Origin of the sequence: Deinococcus seoulensis (assembly GCF_014648115.1) — a bacterium.
Classification (GTDB): domain Bacteria; phylum Deinococcota; class Deinococci; order Deinococcales; family Deinococcaceae; genus Deinococcus; species Deinococcus seoulensis.
This window is the reverse complement of sequence record NZ_BMQM01000014.1, coordinates 21,829-40,062: the sequence shown is the minus strand read 5'-3', so window position 1 is coordinate 40,062 and position 18,234 is coordinate 21,829. Positions and strand designations below refer to the sequence as shown.

General features: G+C 70.4%; 16 protein-coding genes. 7 read left to right on the top strand and 9 right to left on the bottom strand.

Translation table 11 applies throughout. The features are described 5' to 3' along the window. Positions 1–267: 267 nt before the first annotated feature. From IEY70_RS11190 to IEY70_RS11160, 7 genes are all read right to left on the bottom strand, one after another. The gene (locus tag IEY70_RS11190; RefSeq protein ID WP_229777866.1) at positions 268–924 is read right to left on the bottom strand and encodes a LutC/YkgG family protein; all 657 of its coding nucleotides are present in this window, start codon (positions 922–924) and stop codon (positions 268–270) included. Beyond that, positions 921–2,345: a lactate utilization protein B gene (locus IEY70_RS11185; RefSeq protein WP_229777865.1), complete on the bottom strand. Its 1,425-nt coding sequence runs from the start codon at positions 2,343–2,345 to the stop codon at positions 921–923. Before IEY70_RS11185 ends, IEY70_RS11190 begins: the two co-directional genes overlap by 4 nt. Next, positions 2,342–3,085, bottom strand: a complete 744-nt coding sequence (locus IEY70_RS11180) for a (Fe-S)-binding protein (protein ID WP_189065098.1) — start codon at positions 3,083–3,085, stop codon at positions 2,342–2,344. The genes IEY70_RS11185 and IEY70_RS11180 overlap by 4 nt, the downstream gene beginning before the upstream one ends. Then, entirely contained in the window at positions 3,082–4,557 is a 1,476-nt protein-coding gene (locus IEY70_RS11175; protein ID WP_189065097.1) for a rhamnulokinase, read from the bottom strand. The genes IEY70_RS11180 and IEY70_RS11175 overlap by 4 nt, the downstream gene beginning before the upstream one ends. Beyond that, a complete protein-coding gene (locus IEY70_RS11170) occupies positions 4,547–6,628 on the bottom strand; it encodes a bifunctional aldolase/short-chain dehydrogenase (protein WP_189065096.1) in 2,082 nt (693 codons plus the stop codon). Before IEY70_RS11170 ends, IEY70_RS11175 begins: the two co-directional genes overlap by 11 nt. Before the next feature lie 147 nt (positions 6,629–6,775). Continuing rightward, positions 6,776–7,987, bottom strand: a complete 1,212-nt coding sequence (rhaI, locus tag IEY70_RS11165) for an L-rhamnose isomerase (RefSeq protein ID WP_189065095.1) — start codon at positions 7,985–7,987, stop codon at positions 6,776–6,778. 30 nt (positions 7,988–8,017) lie between these two features. After that, a complete protein-coding gene (locus tag IEY70_RS11160) occupies positions 8,018–8,794 on the bottom strand; it encodes a DeoR/GlpR family DNA-binding transcription regulator (RefSeq protein ID WP_189065094.1) in 777 nt (258 codons plus the stop codon). Between the two features lie 144 nt (positions 8,795–8,938). Between IEY70_RS11160 and IEY70_RS11155 the strand changes: the two genes are divergently transcribed. The 7 genes from IEY70_RS11155 (at position 8,939) to IEY70_RS11125 (ending at position 16,669) form a co-directional block, all read left to right on the top strand. Beyond that, a complete protein-coding gene (locus IEY70_RS11155) occupies positions 8,939–9,256 on the top strand; it encodes an L-rhamnose mutarotase (protein WP_189065093.1) in 318 nt (105 codons plus the stop codon). A 58-nt stretch (positions 9,257–9,314) separates the two neighbouring features. Continuing rightward, complete coding sequence (locus IEY70_RS11150) at positions 9,315–10,880, top strand: sugar ABC transporter ATP-binding protein (RefSeq protein WP_189065092.1); 1,566 nt, start codon at positions 9,315–9,317, stop codon at positions 10,878–10,880. After that, positions 10,880–11,923 carry an ABC transporter permease gene (locus tag IEY70_RS11145; protein WP_189065091.1) on the top strand — a complete coding sequence of 348 codons (1,044 nt, stop codon included), beginning with the start codon at positions 10,880–10,882 and terminating at the stop codon, positions 11,921–11,923. The genes IEY70_RS11150 and IEY70_RS11145 overlap by 1 nt, the downstream gene beginning before the upstream one ends. Further along, entirely contained in the window at positions 11,920–12,909 is a 990-nt protein-coding gene (locus IEY70_RS11140) for an ABC transporter permease (RefSeq protein ID WP_189065090.1), read from the top strand. The genes IEY70_RS11145 and IEY70_RS11140 overlap by 4 nt, the downstream gene beginning before the upstream one ends. A 68-nt stretch (positions 12,910–12,977) precedes the next feature. Then, positions 12,978–13,979: a rhamnose ABC transporter substrate-binding protein gene (gene rhaS, locus IEY70_RS11135; RefSeq protein WP_189065089.1), complete on the top strand. Its 1,002-nt coding sequence runs from the start codon at positions 12,978–12,980 to the stop codon at positions 13,977–13,979. 137 nt (positions 13,980–14,116) lie between these two features. Then, positions 14,117–14,350, top strand: coding sequence for a hypothetical protein (locus IEY70_RS11130; protein WP_229777864.1), 234 nt, complete (start codon positions 14,117–14,119; stop codon positions 14,348–14,350). Positions 14,351–14,581: 231 nt separating this feature from the next. Then, on the top strand, positions 14,582–16,669 hold the full coding sequence (locus tag IEY70_RS11125; RefSeq protein ID WP_189065088.1) for a hypothetical protein: 2,088 nt from the start codon (positions 14,582–14,584) through the stop codon (positions 16,667–16,669). A 31-nt stretch (positions 16,670–16,700) separates the two neighbouring features. On the opposite strand, the gene IEY70_RS11120 is transcribed toward IEY70_RS11125, so the two are convergent. Further along, entirely contained in the window at positions 16,701–17,276 is a 576-nt protein-coding gene (locus IEY70_RS11120) for an NADPH-dependent FMN reductase (RefSeq protein ID WP_189065087.1), read from the bottom strand. Beyond that, on the bottom strand, positions 17,277–18,089 hold the full coding sequence (locus IEY70_RS11115) for an SDR family oxidoreductase (RefSeq protein WP_189103894.1): 813 nt from the start codon (positions 18,087–18,089) through the stop codon (positions 17,277–17,279). Positions 18,090–18,234 lie beyond the last annotated feature (145 nt).

The window sequence follows — 18,234 nt, the reverse complement described above, 5'->3', positions numbered from 1 at the left end:
GCGATCATCGAACCGCTGCCGGGGCTGGACCGGCAGGTCAGCTAGTTCATGCTGCGAAACGGCCGTTCACCTCCGCGTCTCATCTTGCCCGCATCTTGACCCACGCGGACCTTCCCGTGCTGACCAGCCGTCATACGGATTCCGTTTGTTTCGTTGGCAACCCGGAAGGGCGCCGGGTTGCCAACTCCACGTCCGGAACCCGTTTCTCTCCTTCTCGCATCCGCTCGGATTGAATGGCCTTTGCAGTCCATTCAATCGGAGTCCGTATCAGTCGCTGATGACGATCACGCGCAGGTGCCTCGGTCCGTGGACGCCCTCGACGCGCACGAGTTCGATGTCGCTGGTGGCGCTGCCGCCGCTGAGCCACGTCAGGGGCTGCCCGGCGCGGACGGCCGGGGCGAGCGCCTGCACGCCGTCCAGCACGTCCGGCACGATCTGGTGCGCGTGAATGACGCACACGTGCGTGTCCGGCACGAGGGTCAGGGCGCGGCGGCCCTGGCCGGGACCGTGGTCGAGGATGATCGTGCCGGTGCGGGCCACGGCGACCGCGCACCCGGTCACGACCGCGTCCGCGCCGTCGAGTTCCGCGTGGGTGAGGGTCGGCTCGTCGCGCAGGACGTCCAGGCTGTCCGGGAGCCACGCGGCGTCCAGGCTGTCCGGGAGCCACGCGGCGTCCAGGCCGTCCGGGACGACCACGCGCCGCGCGTCGCCCAGGGCGGCCCGCACCGCCCCGCGCACGCCGCTCGCCGGTACCCGCACGAACCCGGCGCGGTAGTCCAGGATGCGGTCCTCGAAGGTGAGCAGCACGTCCTCGCGGGACTGCGTGGCCGCGCGGGGATACGCGGGCCGCTGTGGCGTCTGTGCGCCCTGCGTGGCGCGGTTGATGCGGGTCAGGATCTCCAGTCTGGCCTCGGCATTGCTCACGATTCCCCTCCCGGTTCGCGCTTCTTCCACCATTCGCGGAAACTCTGCGGCGGGAAGGGATTCAGGTCGCGGCTCTGCGTCCAGCCGCCCAGCAGGCCCGGCAGGGCCGTGATCTGCCCGTCATGCACGAGCGGCCCCTGGCCGGTCCGGGCGAGTTTCACGGCTCCCTCGAAACGCCAGCCCTCGCTCATGGCGTAGCGCATGGCGCCCATCGCGACGGATTCCAGGGTCGTGCCCTTCCCGGCGTTCACCTCGCCGCGCAGGTAGATCAGCACCTGCGGGATGTCGATCCGCACCGGGCAGGCGTCGAAGCACGCGCCGCACAGGCTGGACGCGCCGGGCAGGGTGTTCGCGTTCTTATCCTGCATGTGCAGCAGTTGCGGCGTGAGGACCGCGCCGATCGGCCCGGGGTACACGCTGCCGTACGCGTGCCCGCCCGCCCGCTCGTACACGGGGCAGACGTTCAGGCACGCCGAGCAGCGGATGCAGCGCAGCGTCTGCCGCCCGACCTCGTCGGCCAGGACGTCGGTGCGGCCGTTGTCCAGCAGGATCAGGTGGAATTCCTGCGGGCCGTCGCCGGGCGTCACGCCACTCCAGAAGGACGTGTACGGGTTCATGCGCTCGGCCGTGCTGGAGCGCGGCAGGAGTTCCATGAAGACGCTGACGTCCTCCCAGGTCGCCAGTACCTTCTCGATGCCCATGACGCTGACGAGCACCTCCGGCAGCGTCAGGCACATGCGGCCGTTGCCCTCGGACTCCACGACGCACACGGTTCCGGTGTCGGCAACCGCGAAGTTCGCGCCGGACACGGCCATCCTCGTGGTCAGGAACTTCTGCCGCAGGTAGCGGCGCGCCGCCCCGGCCAGCACGGCGGGCTCGTCCGACAGGTGCTCGGGGTCGCCGAGTTCGCGGTTGAACAGCGCCTGAATCTCGGCGCGGTTGCGGTGAATGGCGGGCACCAGGATGTGGCTGGGCGTGTCGCGCGACAGTTGCACGATCAGTTCGGCCAGATCGGTCTCGATGGCGTGGATGCCGTGCGCGTCCAGCGCCGCGTTCAGCTCGATCTCGTCGGACGTGATGCTCTTGACCTTGATGAGTTCCGTGACCCCGTGCCCCCGCGCGATCTGCGCCACGAGTTCGCGCGCCTCGGCCGCGTCCCGCGCCCAGTGCACGTGCCCGCCGCGCGCCCGGACGCTCGATTCCAGTTCCAGCAGGCGGTCGCTCAGGTTCGCGAGCGCCTCGTCCTTGGTGGCCGCGCCCAGCACGCGCAGCTCCTCCCAGTGGGGCAGCTCGCCCACGGCCTTCAGGCGCTTCTCGCGGATGGTGGTCGTGACCTTGCGGAGGTTGGCGCGCAGCTGCGGGTTGTTCACCTCGGCCTTCGCGGCCTGCGGGAAGGACTGCTCCGGGTGCAGGCCGCTCACGCCCACACCCGCTCAGGGGTGCTCGCGAGGATCTCGGCGAGGTGAACGGTCCTGGCGCCGCTGCGCAGGCGGTGCAGGCCGCCGCCGATGTGCATCAGGCAGGAGTTGTCCCCGGCCGTGCAGGCCTCCGCACCCGTTTCCAGGATGTGCCGGGCCTTGTCGGCGAGCATGGCGGTACTCACGTCGGGGTTCTTCACGCTGAACGTCCCGCCGAAGCCGCAGCACTCGTCCGCGTGCGGCAGCTCCAGCAGCGTCAGGCCGCGCACGTGGCGCAGCAGCCGCAGCGGCGCGTCCCCCACCCGCAGGGAGCGCATGGCGTGGCAGGTCGGGTGGTACGTGACGCGGTGCGGGTACGCCGCGCCGACATCCTCGACCCCCAGCTTCCTCACCAGGAACTCGCTGAGTTCGAAGATGCGGCCGGAGAGCGCCTGCACCTCACTCCGCAGGGTCTCGTCGCCCTCCCAGTGCGCGGCGTCCGGCGCCAGCTCACGCAGCATCGCGGCGCACGACCCGCTCGGCAGGACGATCACCTCCGCGTCCCGGAAGTCCCGCACGAACTTACGCACCAGACCCAGCGCGTCCGCGCGGTACCCGGTGTTCAGGTGCATCTGCCCGCAGCAGGTCTGCGCGGCATTGAAGCGCACCTCATGCCCCAGACGCTCCAGCAGTGCCACGGTCGCCTGCCCGGTCTTCGGGAACAGTGCGTCGTTCAGGCAGGTGACGAACAGATCGATTTTCAAGGGATCACCTCCCCCACAGTCTGCCCCGTCCCGGCACGCGGCGCACGGGCAGGACCGGAGGACGGCGTGAAGGTCTGCAGCTCACTGCTGGCCCGCACCACGTCCCGCAAGCGCGCGCCGCCCAGGTGCCCGCCCGCCCGCGCCTGCACGAGCAGGTTCCCGATCAGGGTCGCCTCGACGGGGCCGGCGATCACGGGACGGCCGGTGGCGTCGGCCGTGAGCTGGTTCAGCAGGTCGCCCTGCGAGCCGCCGCCCACCACGTACAGCGTGTCGATGGGCGTGCCCGTCACGGCCTCCAGGCCGTCCAGCACGTCCGCGATGCGCCGCGCGAGGCTGTCGAGGACGCAGCGCACGATCTCGGGTGGCGTCTGGGGCACGGGCTGGCCGGTCTCACGGCACGCGGCCTGCACGCGCGCTGGCATGTCCGTGCCGGGCGCGAGGAAGCGCGCGTCGTCCGGGTCGAACACCGGACCGCCGGTGGAGAGGGCAGCCGCGTCCGCGTACAGGGCGGCGAAGTCGGCGTTCCACGCGCGGCGGCATTCCTGCACGATCCACAGGCCCATCACGTTCTTCAGCAGGCGGGTCGTGCCGCCTAAGCCCGCCTCGTTCGTGAGGTTCATGTTCCGTGCCGCATCGGTCAGGACGGGGCGCGGTGATTCCACGCCCACGAGGCTCCACGTGCCGCTCGACACGTACGCCCAGCCCCCCTCCTCGCCCGCGGGCACGGCGGCCACGGCGGACGCGGTGTCGTGCGTGGCGGGCGCGATCACGCGCGTACCGGTCAATCCTGTCTCCCTGACCACGTCTGGACGCAATTCGCCCAGGTCGGTGCCGGGCTCCACGATGTGGGGCAGCAGCGCGCGGGGAATCCCGGCGGCGTCCACCAGTGCCCACGCCCAGTCGCCGGTGCGCGGGTCGTACAGCCCCGTGGTGCTGGCGTTCGTGCGCTCGGTGGCCTTTGCGCCGCACAGCCAGAAGTGCAGCAGGTCCGGCACCATCAGCAGCACCTCCGCCTCTGCCAGCCGTTCCGGTCTCTCGGCGGCCAGCTGGTACAGCGTGTTGAACGGCAGGAACTGGATGCCGGTCGCCTCATAGATGGCGTCGTCGCCCAGGTCGGTGCGGACACGCTCCATCACGCCGTCCAGGCGCGGCGAGCGGTAGTGGTGCACGCCGCCCAGCAACTCCCCGTGCGCGTCCAGCAGGCCGTAATCGACCGCCCAGGAGTTCACGCCCACGCTGGCGACCACGCCGCGCTGCCCGGCCAGCGTCAGGCCGTGCAGGACCTCGCGCCACAGGCCCAGGATGTCCCACTGCAACCCGCCGCTTACGGGCACGCCGCCGTTCGGGAAGCGGTGCAGCACCTCCACCTCCAGCCACCCGTCCTGCACCGTCCCGAGGGCCACGCGGCCGCTCGACGCGCCCAGGTCGATGGCGACGTGGCGGGTGGGCGCGCCGCTCAGCTCAGCGGACATACGCGGTGGGCACGCCGCCGTCCACGGTGATCACGCCGCCCGTCGTCTTCGCCGCAGCGGGCGAGGCCAGCCAGTACGTCGCCTCGGCGATGTCCTCGGGCAGCACGTTGACCTTCAGGGTCGTGCGGGCGCGGTAGAACTCCTCCAGCTTGTCCGGCTCGATGCCGTAGGTCGCGGCCCGCTCGGCGCGCCACTTGCCGTCCCAGATCGAGCTGCCCGCCAGGATGCCGTCCGGCAGCACGGAGTTCACGCGGATGCCGGACGCGCCGCCCTCCTCGGCGAGACAGCGGGCGAGGTGCAGTTCGGCGGCCTTCGCGGTGCTGTACGCCGCGGCGTTCTTCCCGGCGGCGACGGAGTTCTTGCTGCCGATGAACACCAGCCCTCCCCCGGTGCCCTGCGATTTCATGAGCTTGAAGGCCTCGCGCGCCACCAGGAAGTACCCGGTCGAGAGGATGCTCTGGTTGCGGTTCCACATTTCCAGGCTCGTCTCCTCGATGGGCGCGCTGGACGCGATGCCCGCGTTGTTCACGGCGATGTCCACCCCGCCGTACGTGAGGATGGCGTGCCGGTACGCGGCCATGACCTGCGCTTCCTCGGTGACGTTCATGCCGGTGCTCGTCGCGCGCCGGAAGCCCCTCGCCTTCACGAGGTCATCGGCGACGGTCTGCCCGCCGTCCGCGTTCAGGTCGGCGATCACGACGTGCGCGCCGTCCGCCGCGAGCCGAGATGCGATGGCCCGGCCGATGCCGCTCGCCGCGCCCGTGACGAGCGCCACGTGCCCCTCCAGCGCCCTCGGAGCGGGCTTCAGGCTCAGTTTGTACAGTTCCAGCGGCCAGTACTCGATGGCGTAACTCTCGGCAGCCGACAGGCTCACGAAGCCGCCCAGGCTGCTGGCGGACTTCATGACCTGGATGGCGCGCATGTACAGCTGCCGCGAGACCTCGGCGCCCATGGCGTCCGGGCCGCTGGTCACCATGCCCAGGCCGGGGATCAGCACGACGCGCGGCGCGGGCGTGAACATCACGTCGCCGTCTCCCCTGTTCTCCTCGAAGTACGCGGCGTACTCGGCCCTGAAGCGCTCCACACCCGCCTTTGCTGCCGCGATCAGGGCGTCCTGGCCCTGCTCCGGCGTCCAGTCGAGGTACAGCGGCACCCGCTTGGTGTGCACGAGGTGATCCGGGCACGCCGCGCCCACCTGCGACAGTTCGGCCGCGGCGTTCGAGTTCACGAACTCCATCACGGGCGCGCTGGTGTCCACGCTCAGGATCACGGGCCGGTCGCCCTTCATCGCGCCGCGCAGCACCGGCAGCACCGCGGCCAGCAGCGCGTCGGCGTCCCCGGTCACGCCCGTCACCCGCGCCCCGCCGAAGGGCTGAGCGTCGGCGTGCGCGTCCAGGTACGCCTGCGCCTCCCCGATGATCCGCAGGGTCGTCTCGTAACTTTCCTTCGACGTGTCGCCCCACGTGACCAGGCCGTGCTTGCCCATCACGACGGCCTCCAGGCCCGGGTTGTCGCGCACGGCCGCGCCGATCTGCTGGCTCAGGGTGAAGCCGGGGCGGATGTAGTCCACCCACGCGGCCCGGTCGCCGTAGATCTCGCGCATGATCTCCGGCCCGCGCGGCGTGCACGCGACCGCGATGATCGCGTCCGGGTGCGTGTGGTCCACGTGCCTGGCGGGCACGAAGGCGTGCAGCAGCGTCTCGATGCTCTGGCGGGGGCGAGATGGCTCGAAGGCGGTGCGGTCGAGGTACGCGGTCATCTCCTCGTCGGTCATGCCGGGGCGGTCGAACAGGGGCAGCACCTCATCGAGCTTCAGGCCCGCGAAGCCTGCGGGCGTGATGCTGGCGATATCGCTGCCGGAGCCTTTCACCCACAGCACCGTCACGTCGCGCCCCAGGTGATCCTTCTCCACGCTCTTGGTGCTGGTGTTCCCGCCGTAGATGTTCACGAGTGTCCGGTCGGCGCCCAGCAGGTTCGAGCGGTACGTCAGCGACGCCAGCCCGTCCCCGGAGGGGGCCTCGGCGTCGTTCCAGCGGTTGGCGATGGTCGTCTTCGGGTGCGTGGTCGTCATGGTGGAGACTCCTTGAGGATGGCGAGGGGGTCGCGGGTGAACCCCTCTGACCTCCCCCTGGAGGGGAGGCAGGGAGCTGATAACTGGCTCCCCCCGAGGGGAGCTGGCGGCGAAGCCGACTGAGGGGTTTGCACGCGATGTCGGCGTCTACGTCCCCATGACCTTCTCCCTGACGGGGTACCCGCCGCCGCCCTGCGCGGTGCCGCGCTCGCGGGTGACGGTCTGCTGGTACGCGCTGGCGCGGTGCGCGGCGATGGGATCGGTGGGCAGCCCGTGCACCTCCCGCCATTCGGCGAGCAGGGAGCGCACGTCGGTCCTGAAGGCGTCGGTCAGGGCGCGGTGCGCGGCGAGCACGTCCCCGGCCTGCTGCGCTTCCCTCAGCGCGTCCCGGTCGATCAGCAGGGCCTTGGCGTACGCTTCCTGGCAGTTCAGGACGGACTGGAGCATCGCCTCGACCTTGGGTTCGATGTTGTGGCTCTGGTCGATCATGTACGCGACGTGCTGCGCGGTGGAACGCGTCACCTGATCCGTGCTGTGCTCTGCGGCGACGAGTTCGGCGTAGATGCAGAACAGCTCGAAGGGGTTGCCCGTGCCGACGATCAGGTCGTCGTCCGCGTAGCGCCGCGCATTGAAGTGGAAGCCGCCCAGGCGGCCCTCGTCGAGCAGGAACGCGACGATCTGCTCGATGTTCACGCCCTGCGCGTGGTGCCCCAGGTCCACGAGCACCTGCGCCCTGTCGCCGATGGCGACGCAGTGCGCGTACGCCGCGCCCCAGTCGAACAGGTCGGTCGCGTAGAAGGCCGGTTCGAACAGCTTGTACTCGACGAGCATGCGGGCGTTCTCTGGGAGGGCGTCGTGGACGCGTTTCAGGGCGGCGCGCATGGCGTGCTTTCGGCGGCGCAGGTCGTCCTGCCCGGCGTAGTTGGTGCCGTCCGCGAACCACAGGCTCAGGTCGCGGCTGCCGGTCTGCCGCATGACGTCCACGCAGTCGAGCAGGTGAGAAACGGCCTGTTCGCGCACGGCCTCGTCCGGGTGCGTGACGCTGCCCAGGCGGTACACGTCGTCCTGGAAGACGTTCGGGTTGATCGCGCCGATCTCCACGCCGCGTTCCCGCGCGTACCGGCCCAGGGCGGCGTAGTCGTCGACCTCGTCCCAGGGGATGTGCAGGGCGACGCTGGGCGCGACGCCGGTCAGGCGGTGCACCTCGGCGGCGTCGTCGAGCTTTTCAAAGACGTCGCGGGCCGCGCCGGGGGCGGCGAAGGTCTTGAAGCGCGTGCCGCTGTTGCCGTACCCCCAGCTGGGAGTCTCGATGCGTTGTCGGGAGAGGGCGGCGTTCAGGTCGTCGGTCAACTGGGTCATGGGGTCTCCGTCTGGGCGTATGGGGGCAGGTCAGGGGGCGAGGATGAGCTGGATGTCGTCGGCGTCGAACTGCGAGCGGTACTCGTCGCCTGGTTCGCGGTCGGTGATCACGGTGTTCACGTCGGCGTGCGTGGCGATGGTCGCCAGGGCGCGGCGGCCGAACTTGCTGTGATCCACAAGCGCGACCACGGAGCTGCCCGAGCGGATCAGGGCCTGCTTGCTGCCGACCTCCGGCAGGTGCGGGTCGGTGAAGCCGGCGCCCGGCGAGTAGCCCTTGGCACTGAAGAACACCAGGTCCGGATGCAGGCGCGCCAGCGTGTCGAGGAAGAACGCGCCCACGAAGGAGCGCGCCGGTGCGTGGAAGTTCCCGCCGACCATCAGGAACGGCACCCCTCCGGCGGCCAGCACGTTTGCGGCGTCAAGTGAGCACGCGATGGCCTGCACTTTACGGGTGGGCAGCAGGCGTGCCAGGGCGAGGCTGGTGGTGCTGGCGTCGAGTGCGACGGTGTCGCCGTCCTGAATGAGGTTCAGGGCGGCGCGTGCGATCCGTTCCTTGGCCTCGACGTTCTGCCCGGCGCGCAGCGTCTGTGAGAGTTCCTCGGCGGTGCGTTCCAGGAGTTGCGCGCCGCCGTGCACGCGCTGAAGTTTGCCCTGCTCACACAGGGCGTCGATGTCGCGGCGGACGGTCATCTCGTGCACGCCGAGTTCTGCAGACAGGTCCTTGATGCGCACAATCTTGCTGGTCAGTGCGCGGCGCAGGATGTCCTGCTGCCTGCCTGGGAGCAGGCCCGTGAGTTCGTTGGACATGTCCAGATCCTAACATAAATCGAACAAAATATGACAAGGTCTTGCAATGTTCTGTTAGATAGTGTTCAATGCGAGCAGTCAATTCCAGACACACAACACAACCACAGCCACCCCCGGCTGACACGGAGGATCATGTCCGCTTCAATGCAACGAGTCTGCTTCCAGCTTCAGGTGCGCCCAGACCGCCTGGACGAGTACAGAACCCGCCACCGCGCCGTCTGGCCCGAGATGCTCGCCGCCCTGCGGAGCACCGGCTGGCATAACTACTCACTGTTCCTGCGCCCTGACGGCCTGCTGACCGGCTACTTCGAAACACCCAGCCTCCAGGCCGCCCGCGACGGCATGGCCCGCACCGACGTGAACGCCCGCTGGCAGGCCGAGATGGCCCCGTTCTTCGTGGAACTTCAGGGCACGCCGGACCAGGGATTCCTGCAACTGGAGGAGGTGTTTCACCTTGAGTAATCGCCCGGCGAGCAGAGCGAGAGGCGAAAGAAGCCCGTCCGCACAGGCGGCGCCGGTCATGGGTTCTGTCACGGTGGCTGTCGGAACCCCAGGGGGAACCGACACGGGCCGCGCCCACTCCCTCCTGACCCTCACGAACGCCAGCAAGTCCTTCGGGCCGGTGCAGGCGCTGCGGGACGTGAGTATCGAACTGTTCCCCGGCGAGGCGCACGCGCTGCTGGGCGAGAACGGCGCGGGCAAGAGCACCTTCGTGAAGATCCTGGCGGGCGTGCACCGCCCCGACTCGGGCACGCTGGTGGTGGGCGGCGCGGAACAGCACTTCCACTCGCCCGCCGACGCGCGGGACGCGGGGATCGCGATCATCTACCAGGAACCCACCCTGTTCCCGGACCTGAGCGTGGCCGAGAACGTCCTGATGGGCCGTCAGCCGCGCGGCGCGCTCGGGCGGATCGACGTGCGGGCCATGCGCTCGCGGGTATCGGGCCTGCTCGCGGAACTGGGCGTGCCGCTCGACCCGGCGCGGCCCGTGCGGGGCCTGAGCATCGCGGATCAGCAGCTCGTGGAGATCGCCAAGGCGCTGTCGCTGGACGCGCGCGTGCTGATCATGGACGAACCCACGGCCGCCCTGACCCTCCAGGAGACCGAGCGGCTGTTCCGGGTCGTGCGCTCGCTGCGCGCGCGGGGCGCGGCGGTGCTGTTCATCACGCACCGGCTGGAGGAGGTCTTCGCGGAGTGCCAGCGCGTGACCGTCATGCGCGACGGCACGTGGGTCAGCAGCGGCCCCGTCACCGACTACGACACGGACATCGTGGTGCGGCAGATGGTGGGCCGTGACCTGGGCGAACTGTACCCGCGCGGCGACGCGCAGGTGGGTGAGGTCGCCCTGAGCGTCCGGAACCTGTCGCAGCCGGGCGTGTTCCGCGACATCAGCTTCGAGGTCCGGCGGGGCGAGATCGTCGGGCTGGCCGGACTGGTCGGCGCGGGCCGCAGCGAGGTGGCCCGCGCGATCTTCGGCGTGGATCCCCGCGTGGGCGGCGAGGTGCGGGTCGGCGGGCACGTCCTGCCGGCCGGGAATCCGCGCGCCGTGATGGACGCCGGGCTGGGCCTCGTGCCCGAAGACCGCCGCGCGCAGGGCCTCGTGATGGACATGAGCATCGAACGCAACGCGAACCTCGCGGTCCTGAACCGCCTGACGGGCGGCCTGCTGATGAACCGCGCAGCCGAGGCCCGAAACGCCCAGGAGTGGACGTCGAAGCTGCAACTCAAGGCGCACCGCCTGAGCGACCCGGCCAGCAGCCTGTCGGGCGGGAACCAGCAGAAGGTCGTGCTCGCAAAGTGGCTGGCGACGAACCCCAGCGTGCTGATCGTGGATGAACCCACGCGCGGCATCGACGTGGGCGCGAAGGCCGAGGTGCACCGCACCCTGGCGGAACTCGCCGCGCAGGGCCTCGCGGTGCTGATGATCTCCAGCGACCTGCCGGAGGTGCTCGGCATGGCCGACCGGATTCTGGTCATGCGTGAGGGCACCCTGGTCGGGGAACTCAGCCGCGCGCAGGGCAGCGAGGAGGCCGTGATGTACCTCGCGACCGGGCAGCGGGCCGGGGCCGTGGACGGCGCAGCGTGATGACCCGCAGTGACACTGTCCCCACCCCGGCCACGTCGGACGCGCCGGGCCTGCTGACCCGGCTGCTGCGCGCCCGCGAGGCCGGACTGATCGGGCTGCTGCTGCTCGTCACGCTGGGCACGGCGGCCATCAACCCGCTGTTCCTGGGAGCGGGCAGCGTGCGCGACCTGCTGCTGAACGTGGCGATCATCGCGCTGCTGGTCGTCGGCGCCACCACTGTACTCGTGATGAAGCACGTGGACCTCAGCATCAGCAGCGTGGTCGGCCTGAGCGCGTTCCTGACCGGGTCGCTGTTCATGGCGTACCCGGGGTTGCCGGTCCCGCTGGCGCTGCTGTTCGGCCTCGCGCTGGGGGCCGCGCTGGGTTCCGTGAACGGCCTGCTCGTCGCGTACGGGCGGGTACCGGCGCTGGTCGCCACGCTCGGCACGCTGTACGTCTTCCGGGGCGTCACGTACGCCGTCGTGGACGGCGGGCAGATCAACGCCTCGAACCTGCCGGCCGGGTTCCTGAGTTTCGGCACCGGCAGTGTGCTGGGCGTCCCGAACCTCGTGCTGCTGGTGCTGGTGGTCATGCTGGGCTTCGGGGCGTACCTGGGCTCGTGGCGCGGCGGGCGCGAGTACTACGCGCTCGGCTCGAACGCCGAGGCGGCCGTGCTGGCTGGGATCAGCGTCACGCGGCGCACCATGACGGGCTTCGTCCTGAGCGGCGCCATCGCGGGACTGGCGGGCGTGCTGTACCTCGCGCGCTTCGGCACCGTGGACGCCACCGCCGGCACGGGCCTGGAGTTGCAGGTCATCGCGGCGGCCGTGGTGGGCGGCGTGAGCATCGGCGGCGGGGTCGGCACGCTGCTCGGCGCGGGCATCGGCGCGCTGCTGCTGGGCGTGATGGGCAGCGCCCTGGTGACCCTGCGCGCGCCGGGTTTCTACCAGCAGGCCATCCAGGGCGCGCTGCTGCTCGGGGCGATCAGCGTGGACATGCTCGTCGCCCGGCGCGCGGCGCGGCATCTTCAGGCCGCCCCGGAACGTGACAGGAGGACAAAATGAAGACCCTGCGGAACCTGCCCGGCTGGGAGACCACCCTGGCCCTGCTCGTGATCGTCGCGCTGCTCGGCGGCGGCCTGCTCTCCAGGGACTTCCTGACCACCCAGAACCTGTCGTTCCTGACCGCGAACTTCAGCGAGATCCTGCTCATGGCGCTGACCATGACCCTGCTCGTGATCGTGGCCGAGATCGACCTGTCCGTGGCGAGCATCCTGGGCCTGTGCTCGGCCGTGCTGGGCGTGCTGTTCGCGGCGGGCGTGCCCATGCCGCTGGCGATTCTCGCGTCCTTCGTCGCCGGTGGGCTGGCGGGCCTGCTCAACGGTCTGCTCGTCACGCGGCTGGGCCTGCCGTCGCTGGCCGTGACCATCGGCACGCTCGCCCTGTACCGCGGACTGGCCTTCGTGCTGCTCGGCGACCGCGCCGTCGCGGAGTTCCCGCAGGCCTACACGAACTTCGGCTTCGGCACGGTGCCCGGCACGCTGATTCCCATTCCCATCGCGCTGGGCGTCGCACTGGCGATCCTGACCGCCGTGATCCTGCACGCCACGCCGTTCGGGCGCTCGCTGTACGCCATCGGCGCGAACGAGGTCGCCGCGCGCTTCTCCGGGCTGCGGGTCGAACGCACCAAGCTGCTGCTGTTCGTGATGTCCGGCCTGATGTCCGCCCTGGCCGGCGTGGTGTACACCTTCCGCTTCGCCAGTGCGCGCGGCGACAACGCGGCCGGCTTCGAACTCGGCGTGATCGCGGCCGTGCTGCTGGGCGGGGTCAGCATCTTCGGCGGGCGCGGCTCGGTGGTCGGCGCGGTGCTGGCCGTGTTCCTGATCGGCCTGATCAACGGCGCGCTGACCATCGTGGACGTCAGCAACGAGATCCTCACCATCGTGACCGGCCTGCTCCTGATCGGGTCGGTGCTCGTCCCGAACCTCGTGGCCCGCGTGCAGACCGCCCGGCAGCGGCGGACATCCAGGGAGGCCACCGTGAGCCCCTGAGCCACCCGCCCGCACCACACGCCACCGACCCATCCCCAGTCCGCCCCCTCACTCCACCCGGAGGTCGTATGAAAAAGCGTTCCCTGCTGCTGTCCGCACTTGCCCTCGGCTCCCTCGCCACCCTGGCCTACGCGCAGACGCCCGCCCTGAAAAAGGGCCTGAAGATCACGCTGCTTCCCAAGAACATCAACAACCCCTACAACGTCATCCAGACGGGCGGCGGCGCCGCGGCCGGCAAGGAGACCGGCGCGGTCGTCAAGGTCGTCGGTCCGTCCGACGCGGGCGCCAGCAGTCAGGTCAGTTACATCAACACCGCCATCGCCCAGCGGCAGGACGCCCTGATCCTCGCCGCGAACGACGCCAACGCCCTGCTGCCGTACCTCGCGCGGGCCAAGGCGAGCGGCATGAAGATCGTCACCATGGACTCCGACACCGCCGTGTCGGGACGCACGCTGTTCATCAACCAGGCGAACAGCGAGGGCATCGGCCGCGCGCAGGTTCAGCTTCTCGGCAAGCTCATCGGATACAAGGGTGACATCGCCGTCCTGAGTGCCACGCCGAACGCCACGAACCAGAACACCTGGATCAAGTGGATGCAGGAAGAACTCAAACTGCCCAAGTACAAGGACATGAAACTCGTCAAGATCGCGTACGGCAACGACGACGACCAGAAGTCCTTCACCGAGATGCAGGGCCTGATCCAGGCGTACCCGAACCTGAAGGGCGTCATCTCGCCCACCACGGTCGGCATCAGCGCCGGCGCGCGCTACCTGTCCACCAGCCCCAGCAAGGGCAAGGTCATGCTCACCGGCCTCGGCACGCCCAACCAGATGCGCGCGTTCGTCAAGGACGGCACCGTCACCGCCTTCCAGCTGTGGAATCCCGCCGACGTCGGCTACCTTGCCACGTACGCCGCCGCCGCGCTCGTCAGCGGGCAGATCAGCGGCAAGCAGGGCGAGAAGTTCAAGGCCGGGAAACTCGGCGAGTACACCATCGGCAAGAACGGCGAGATCATCGTCGGGCCGCCCTACACCTTCGACAAGGCCAACATCGACAAGTTCGACTTCTGAACGTCGGCGGTCAGGGCTGGGAGGGAACTGCGCCCTCCCCAGCCCTGACCCGAGCGGAGCGAGTCACCGGGCGGTGAACGGCCGCAGTGAAGGCGAGGGCGGCGCATTCCTGCCCTCGCCGCAACGGAGCGCTGCGAATGGCTGGCGGCCTGAAACTCCTCGTCGCGCAGGGGCAGTCGGTGCCCGGCCCGATCCTGGAGATCGGGAACACGAACAGCCGTTACCGCTTTCCCATCGGCGCGCGGGCGTTCGTGGAGGCGTGGAACGCGCAGGGGCCGGCGCACCACTGCGCGGTCGGCGTGGGGCACGTCGCGGACCGCGTTCACCAGTTCGGGGCGCTGCGGGGCCTGCCGGTCGTGCAGGTCTGCTGAGCGGGCGGCGGCGCAGGTAGCCCGCGTCAGGCGGCCCGGTGCACAACAGCCCGGTGCACAACGGACGGGCGCCCCGTGTCATACTCTGGGGCGTTCGCTGCCCGGCGACCGGAGCTGGCCGCGCAGGCTGCCCGGCAGCTCCAGTCCGAGTCTCTCCCGCCCCGCCGCCCACGCCGAAGACCTGCGTGTGGGCGTGCCCTCTCCCCTCCGGAAAGCTGCCTTCTGCCTGTCATGTACCTGCTTGCACACGTTCCCGCCGCGCGTTCCACCCTGGAAAGCGTTCATCAGCAACTGACCGATCAGGGTCTCTCGCACGCCTCGCTGGTGGTGCCGGGGCGCGCCGAGCCGGTGGCCTTCGACCTGTTCCTGGGTCTGCACGTCGTGGATCACGGGGCGCGGCAGGCGCACCTGAAGTGCCTGCTGTGCCCGCCGGGGTCCGGGCATCACCTGCGGTACGAGTTCCGCGTGACGACCCTGGACGGCGAGCAGATCGGCCCGATCGGGAGTTCCTGCGTGTTCGCGCGGGTGCTGGGCGAGGAACGCGGGCGGCAGGTCGGGGCGCACCTGACCGATCAGGTGGGCGCGCACGTGCGGCGCACGCAGACGCAGACGCAGGCGGACCTGCTGGCCAGCGCCGGGAACTGGCGGGAGTACCTGCGCGCGCAGGGGTTCGACTGGGTGCTGCCGGCCATGGCGGGCAGCGGCGGCCTGAGCGCGGACCTGCGTGAGAAACTCCAGCGCCTGCAGGACGCCGAGAAACCCCTGCCGCTGGCACTGCTGACCGAACTGCGGGTCCTGACCCGCACGCGCAGCGAACTGCCCGCCCCGAGTGCGTTCACGCCTTCGCCCGCCGCGTTCCAGCCGCAGGTCTCGCCGGACGCCCGGCCGCGCCGCACCCTGCGCGCCCGCGCCGGGGCGGGGAACCGCATGGATCACACCGAGTGGGAGGAGTACCTGCGCGCCAGTCGCCTCACGAATCTCGTGGGGCACTGGGGGGCGGTGCAGGAGCACCTGGACCTGCCGGACGACACCCGTGACTTCCTGCTGGAAACCATCCGTGGGCGCCGCCCCTTCCGCCTGGAGGACCTGACGCTGCTGCAGACGCTGACGCGCAGCGAGGCGGTCCTGGAACGCCTGCGGGACCTGGGGCCGCCCGAGCGGCTCAGGCCGGCCGTGCGGGCCGCGCGCATAGAACGGGTCATCGAACCCGAGAGTGGCCTGGAACTGCTGGACGTGCGCGGCGACCCGCACGTGCAGGGCGCGCGCGCGTGGCTGTGGGGCCTGAAGGCCGTGTTCAGCGCCGCGCAGTGGCGGCGCGTGGAGGCCGGCGTGAACACCGGGGCGCTGCGAGCCGACGATTACGCCGCGCTGCGGCAGACGCTGCTGGCCCTGCCGGACCAGGGTGAGCCGGGCGTGCCCCGGACCGCGCGGCAGTTCCTGACGTACGTGGCGCTGCTGCTGGGCCGTGAGAAACGGGTGGAACGCGCCCGTGAACTGCTGCACCAGCGGCGGCAGGCGACCAGCCTGATCGTCCTCGACGGGTTGTGGCAACGTTACCGTGACGGCAAACCCATTCAGGAATCGGAGCTGATCGGCCGCGCCCTGAACGGCACCCGCCGGGACGCCCCGGCCCCCACGCCGCCCGCCGCCCGGCCCGGCCGGAAGGCCGCCGCAGTGAACGCCGCGCCAGCCGGGACGGCGCAGGCGAAAGCGGCGCCAGGGAAAGGCGGGAAACCGGCCCCCGCACAGCTGAAACAGGTGCAGCCGAAGCAGGCACAGTCGAAGCAGGCACCGGGGGCATCACCGAAGAAGCCCCCGAAACAGCCGAACGCGCAGACTCCGCCGCCCGCCCCGGTCACGCCGGGCACCGACCTGCCGAACGCCGATCCGCTGCGCACCGATCCGCTCAGCGCCGAGCGCCCCGAACTGCAGGACGGCTGGGGGCGCGGCCTGTCCAGCCTCGTGCCGCCCCGGCACCGCCGCGCCGTGAGCCGCGCCGTGCATCAACCCCCCGGCAAACTCGACCCCGAGCAGGTGCGGGCCGCGCGGCACGCGCTGGACGTGTACCGCCGCGCCACCCGCGCCGCCAGCCCGCCCAGGAAGGTCTTCACCGACCGGAGCGACCCGCGCACGCCCGCCGCGTACGCCGCCGCGCTGGCCCGCATGTTCACCGACCTGGGTGTCCCGCATCTGCGTGACCCCCTCGCGGCGCGCGGCCCCGAGTGGCTCCTGGCGACCTTCCCCGCCCCGTACCGGCACTACGAACGCACCGGGGAACTCCACCGGGACCTCAGCGCCATCTTGAACGCCCTGACCTGAATCGGAGTCCGGTTCAGGGGCCAGGGGCGAGTCAGGCCGTGGCGGTGCGGGCGGCGTTCAGCGCGTGCGTCCACCAGGACAGGTCGTCCAGCATGGCGTTCACGCTGGCGTCCAGGTACGTGAGGGCACCCAGGGGCCGCTGTCCGGTCACGGCGGCGTAGAAGTCGTTCCCGGCGATGTGCACGGCGTGCCGCACGGGCGCCATCTGCAGTTCGATCAGGATGGTCCGTAGCCCCTCCACGGCGCGGGCGCCGCCGACCCCGCCGTAGCCGACGCAGGCGCCGGGTTTGCGTTGCCATTCCGGGTACGCGTAGTCCAGCGCGTTTTTCAGGGCGGCGGTCGGGGCGTGGTTGTACTCGGCGACCAGGAAGATGAACCCGTCGAATCCGGCCAGCGTCTCCTGCCAGCGGCGGCCCTCTGCGTTCTGCGTGGGGGCGTAGGCGTTCGAGGCCCGCTCGTCGAAGAACGGCAGGTCGAAGTCACGCAGGTCGAGGGTCTCGAAACTCAGGTCGGTTCGCCCCTCCAGGAACGGCGTGAGCCACGCCATGACCTGATCCGCGAAGCGGCCCTGGCGGGTGCTGCCGACGATGACACCGATGCGCGGCATTCAGCCCTGCGCCTCGCGGGACACGGTTTCCCAGTCCTTCCAGGTCTGCACGCGCTGCGCCGTGATGCCCTGCACCACGTCGTAGGCCTGCGTGCCGAACAGGACGCGCAGCGGCGGGTGCTCGCTGTCCACGACGTTCAGCAGGGCGCGGGCGGCGGCGGCCGGGTCGCCCATCTGCGTACCGGCGCCGCGCTCCGCCATGGCCTGACGGAACCCGTCGTATACGGGGTTGGGCTGCGAGTGGTTGGCGGACGTGCCGGCCCAGTCGGTGCCGTACGCGCCGGGTTCCACCAGCGTGACCCGGATGCCCTGCGCGGCGACCTCCTGCGCGAGCGCCTCGCTCATGCCTTCCAGCGCCCACTTGGAGGCGTGGTAGATGCTCAGGCTGGGGAACGCCACCTGCCCGCCCATGCTGGACACCTGAATGATGTGCCCGCCGCCCTGGGCGCGCATGATCGGCAGCGCAGCCTGCGTGATCCACATGGCGCCGAACACGTTGGTTTCCAGCTGGTCGCGGGCTTCCTGTTCGCTGATCTCCTCGAAGAACCCGAAGTGGCCGTACCCGGCGTTGTTCACGACGATGTCCAGCTGCCCGAAGTGCGCGTGCGCCTGCTGCACGGCCGCGAAATCGGCGGCGCGGTCGGTCACGTCGAGTTCGATGGGCAGGAACGCCTCACCGTGGGCTTTCAGGTCGTCGAGGGTGCTGAGGGTGCGGGCGGTGGCGGCGACGCGATCCCCGCGATTCAGGGCAGCGAGGGCGAATTCCCGGCCGAAGCCGCGTGACGCGCCGGTGATGAACCAGACTCTGGACATGATGAACCTGCCTTTCCCCGAGATTGGGGTATGAGAGGAGTGTGGCGCCGTGCGGGACGGAACCTGAGGGGGGGGCTGTAGATGGATCAGGTGGGGCGGGTCAGCGTGTGGAGGTCATACGGGACTGAATTGATTCCAAACCAGA

Bases quoted from the DNA above. Each gene is read 5' to 3' on its own strand.
- IEY70_RS11115 (WP_189103894.1), bottom strand. From the start codon at position 18,089: ATGTCCAGAGTCTGGTTCATCACCGGCGCGTCACGCGGCTTCGGCCGG.
- IEY70_RS11175 (WP_189065097.1), bottom strand. From the start codon at position 4,557: ATGTCCGCTGAGCTGAGCGGCGCGCCCACCCGCCACGTCGCCATCGAC.
- IEY70_RS11170 (WP_189065096.1), bottom strand. From the start codon at position 6,628: ATGACGACCACGCACCCGAAGACGACCATCGCCAACCGCTGGAACGAC.
- IEY70_RS11155 (WP_189065093.1), top strand. From the start codon at position 8,939: ATGCAACGAGTCTGCTTCCAGCTTCAGGTGCGCCCAGACCGCCTGGAC.
- IEY70_RS11120 (WP_189065087.1), bottom strand. From the start codon at position 17,276: ATGCCGCGCATCGGTGTCATCGTCGGCAGCACCCGCCAGGGCCGCTTC.
- rhaI (WP_189065095.1), bottom strand. From the start codon at position 7,987: ATGACCCAGTTGACCGACGACCTGAACGCCGCCCTCTCCCGACAACGC.
- IEY70_RS11130 (WP_229777864.1), top strand. From the start codon at position 14,117: ATGGCTGGCGGCCTGAAACTCCTCGTCGCGCAGGGGCAGTCGGTGCCC.
- IEY70_RS11140 (WP_189065090.1), top strand. From the start codon at position 11,920: ATGAAGACCCTGCGGAACCTGCCCGGCTGGGAGACCACCCTGGCCCTG.
- IEY70_RS11150 (WP_189065092.1), top strand. From the start codon at position 9,315: ATGGGTTCTGTCACGGTGGCTGTCGGAACCCCAGGGGGAACCGACACG.
- rhaS (WP_189065089.1), top strand. From the start codon at position 12,978: ATGAAAAAGCGTTCCCTGCTGCTGTCCGCACTTGCCCTCGGCTCCCTC.
- IEY70_RS11125 (WP_189065088.1), top strand. From the start codon at position 14,582: ATGTACCTGCTTGCACACGTTCCCGCCGCGCGTTCCACCCTGGAAAGC.
- IEY70_RS11145 (WP_189065091.1), top strand. From the start codon at position 10,880: ATGACCCGCAGTGACACTGTCCCCACCCCGGCCACGTCGGACGCGCCG.
- IEY70_RS11160 (WP_189065094.1), bottom strand. From the start codon at position 8,794: ATGTCCAACGAACTCACGGGCCTGCTCCCAGGCAGGCAGCAGGACATC.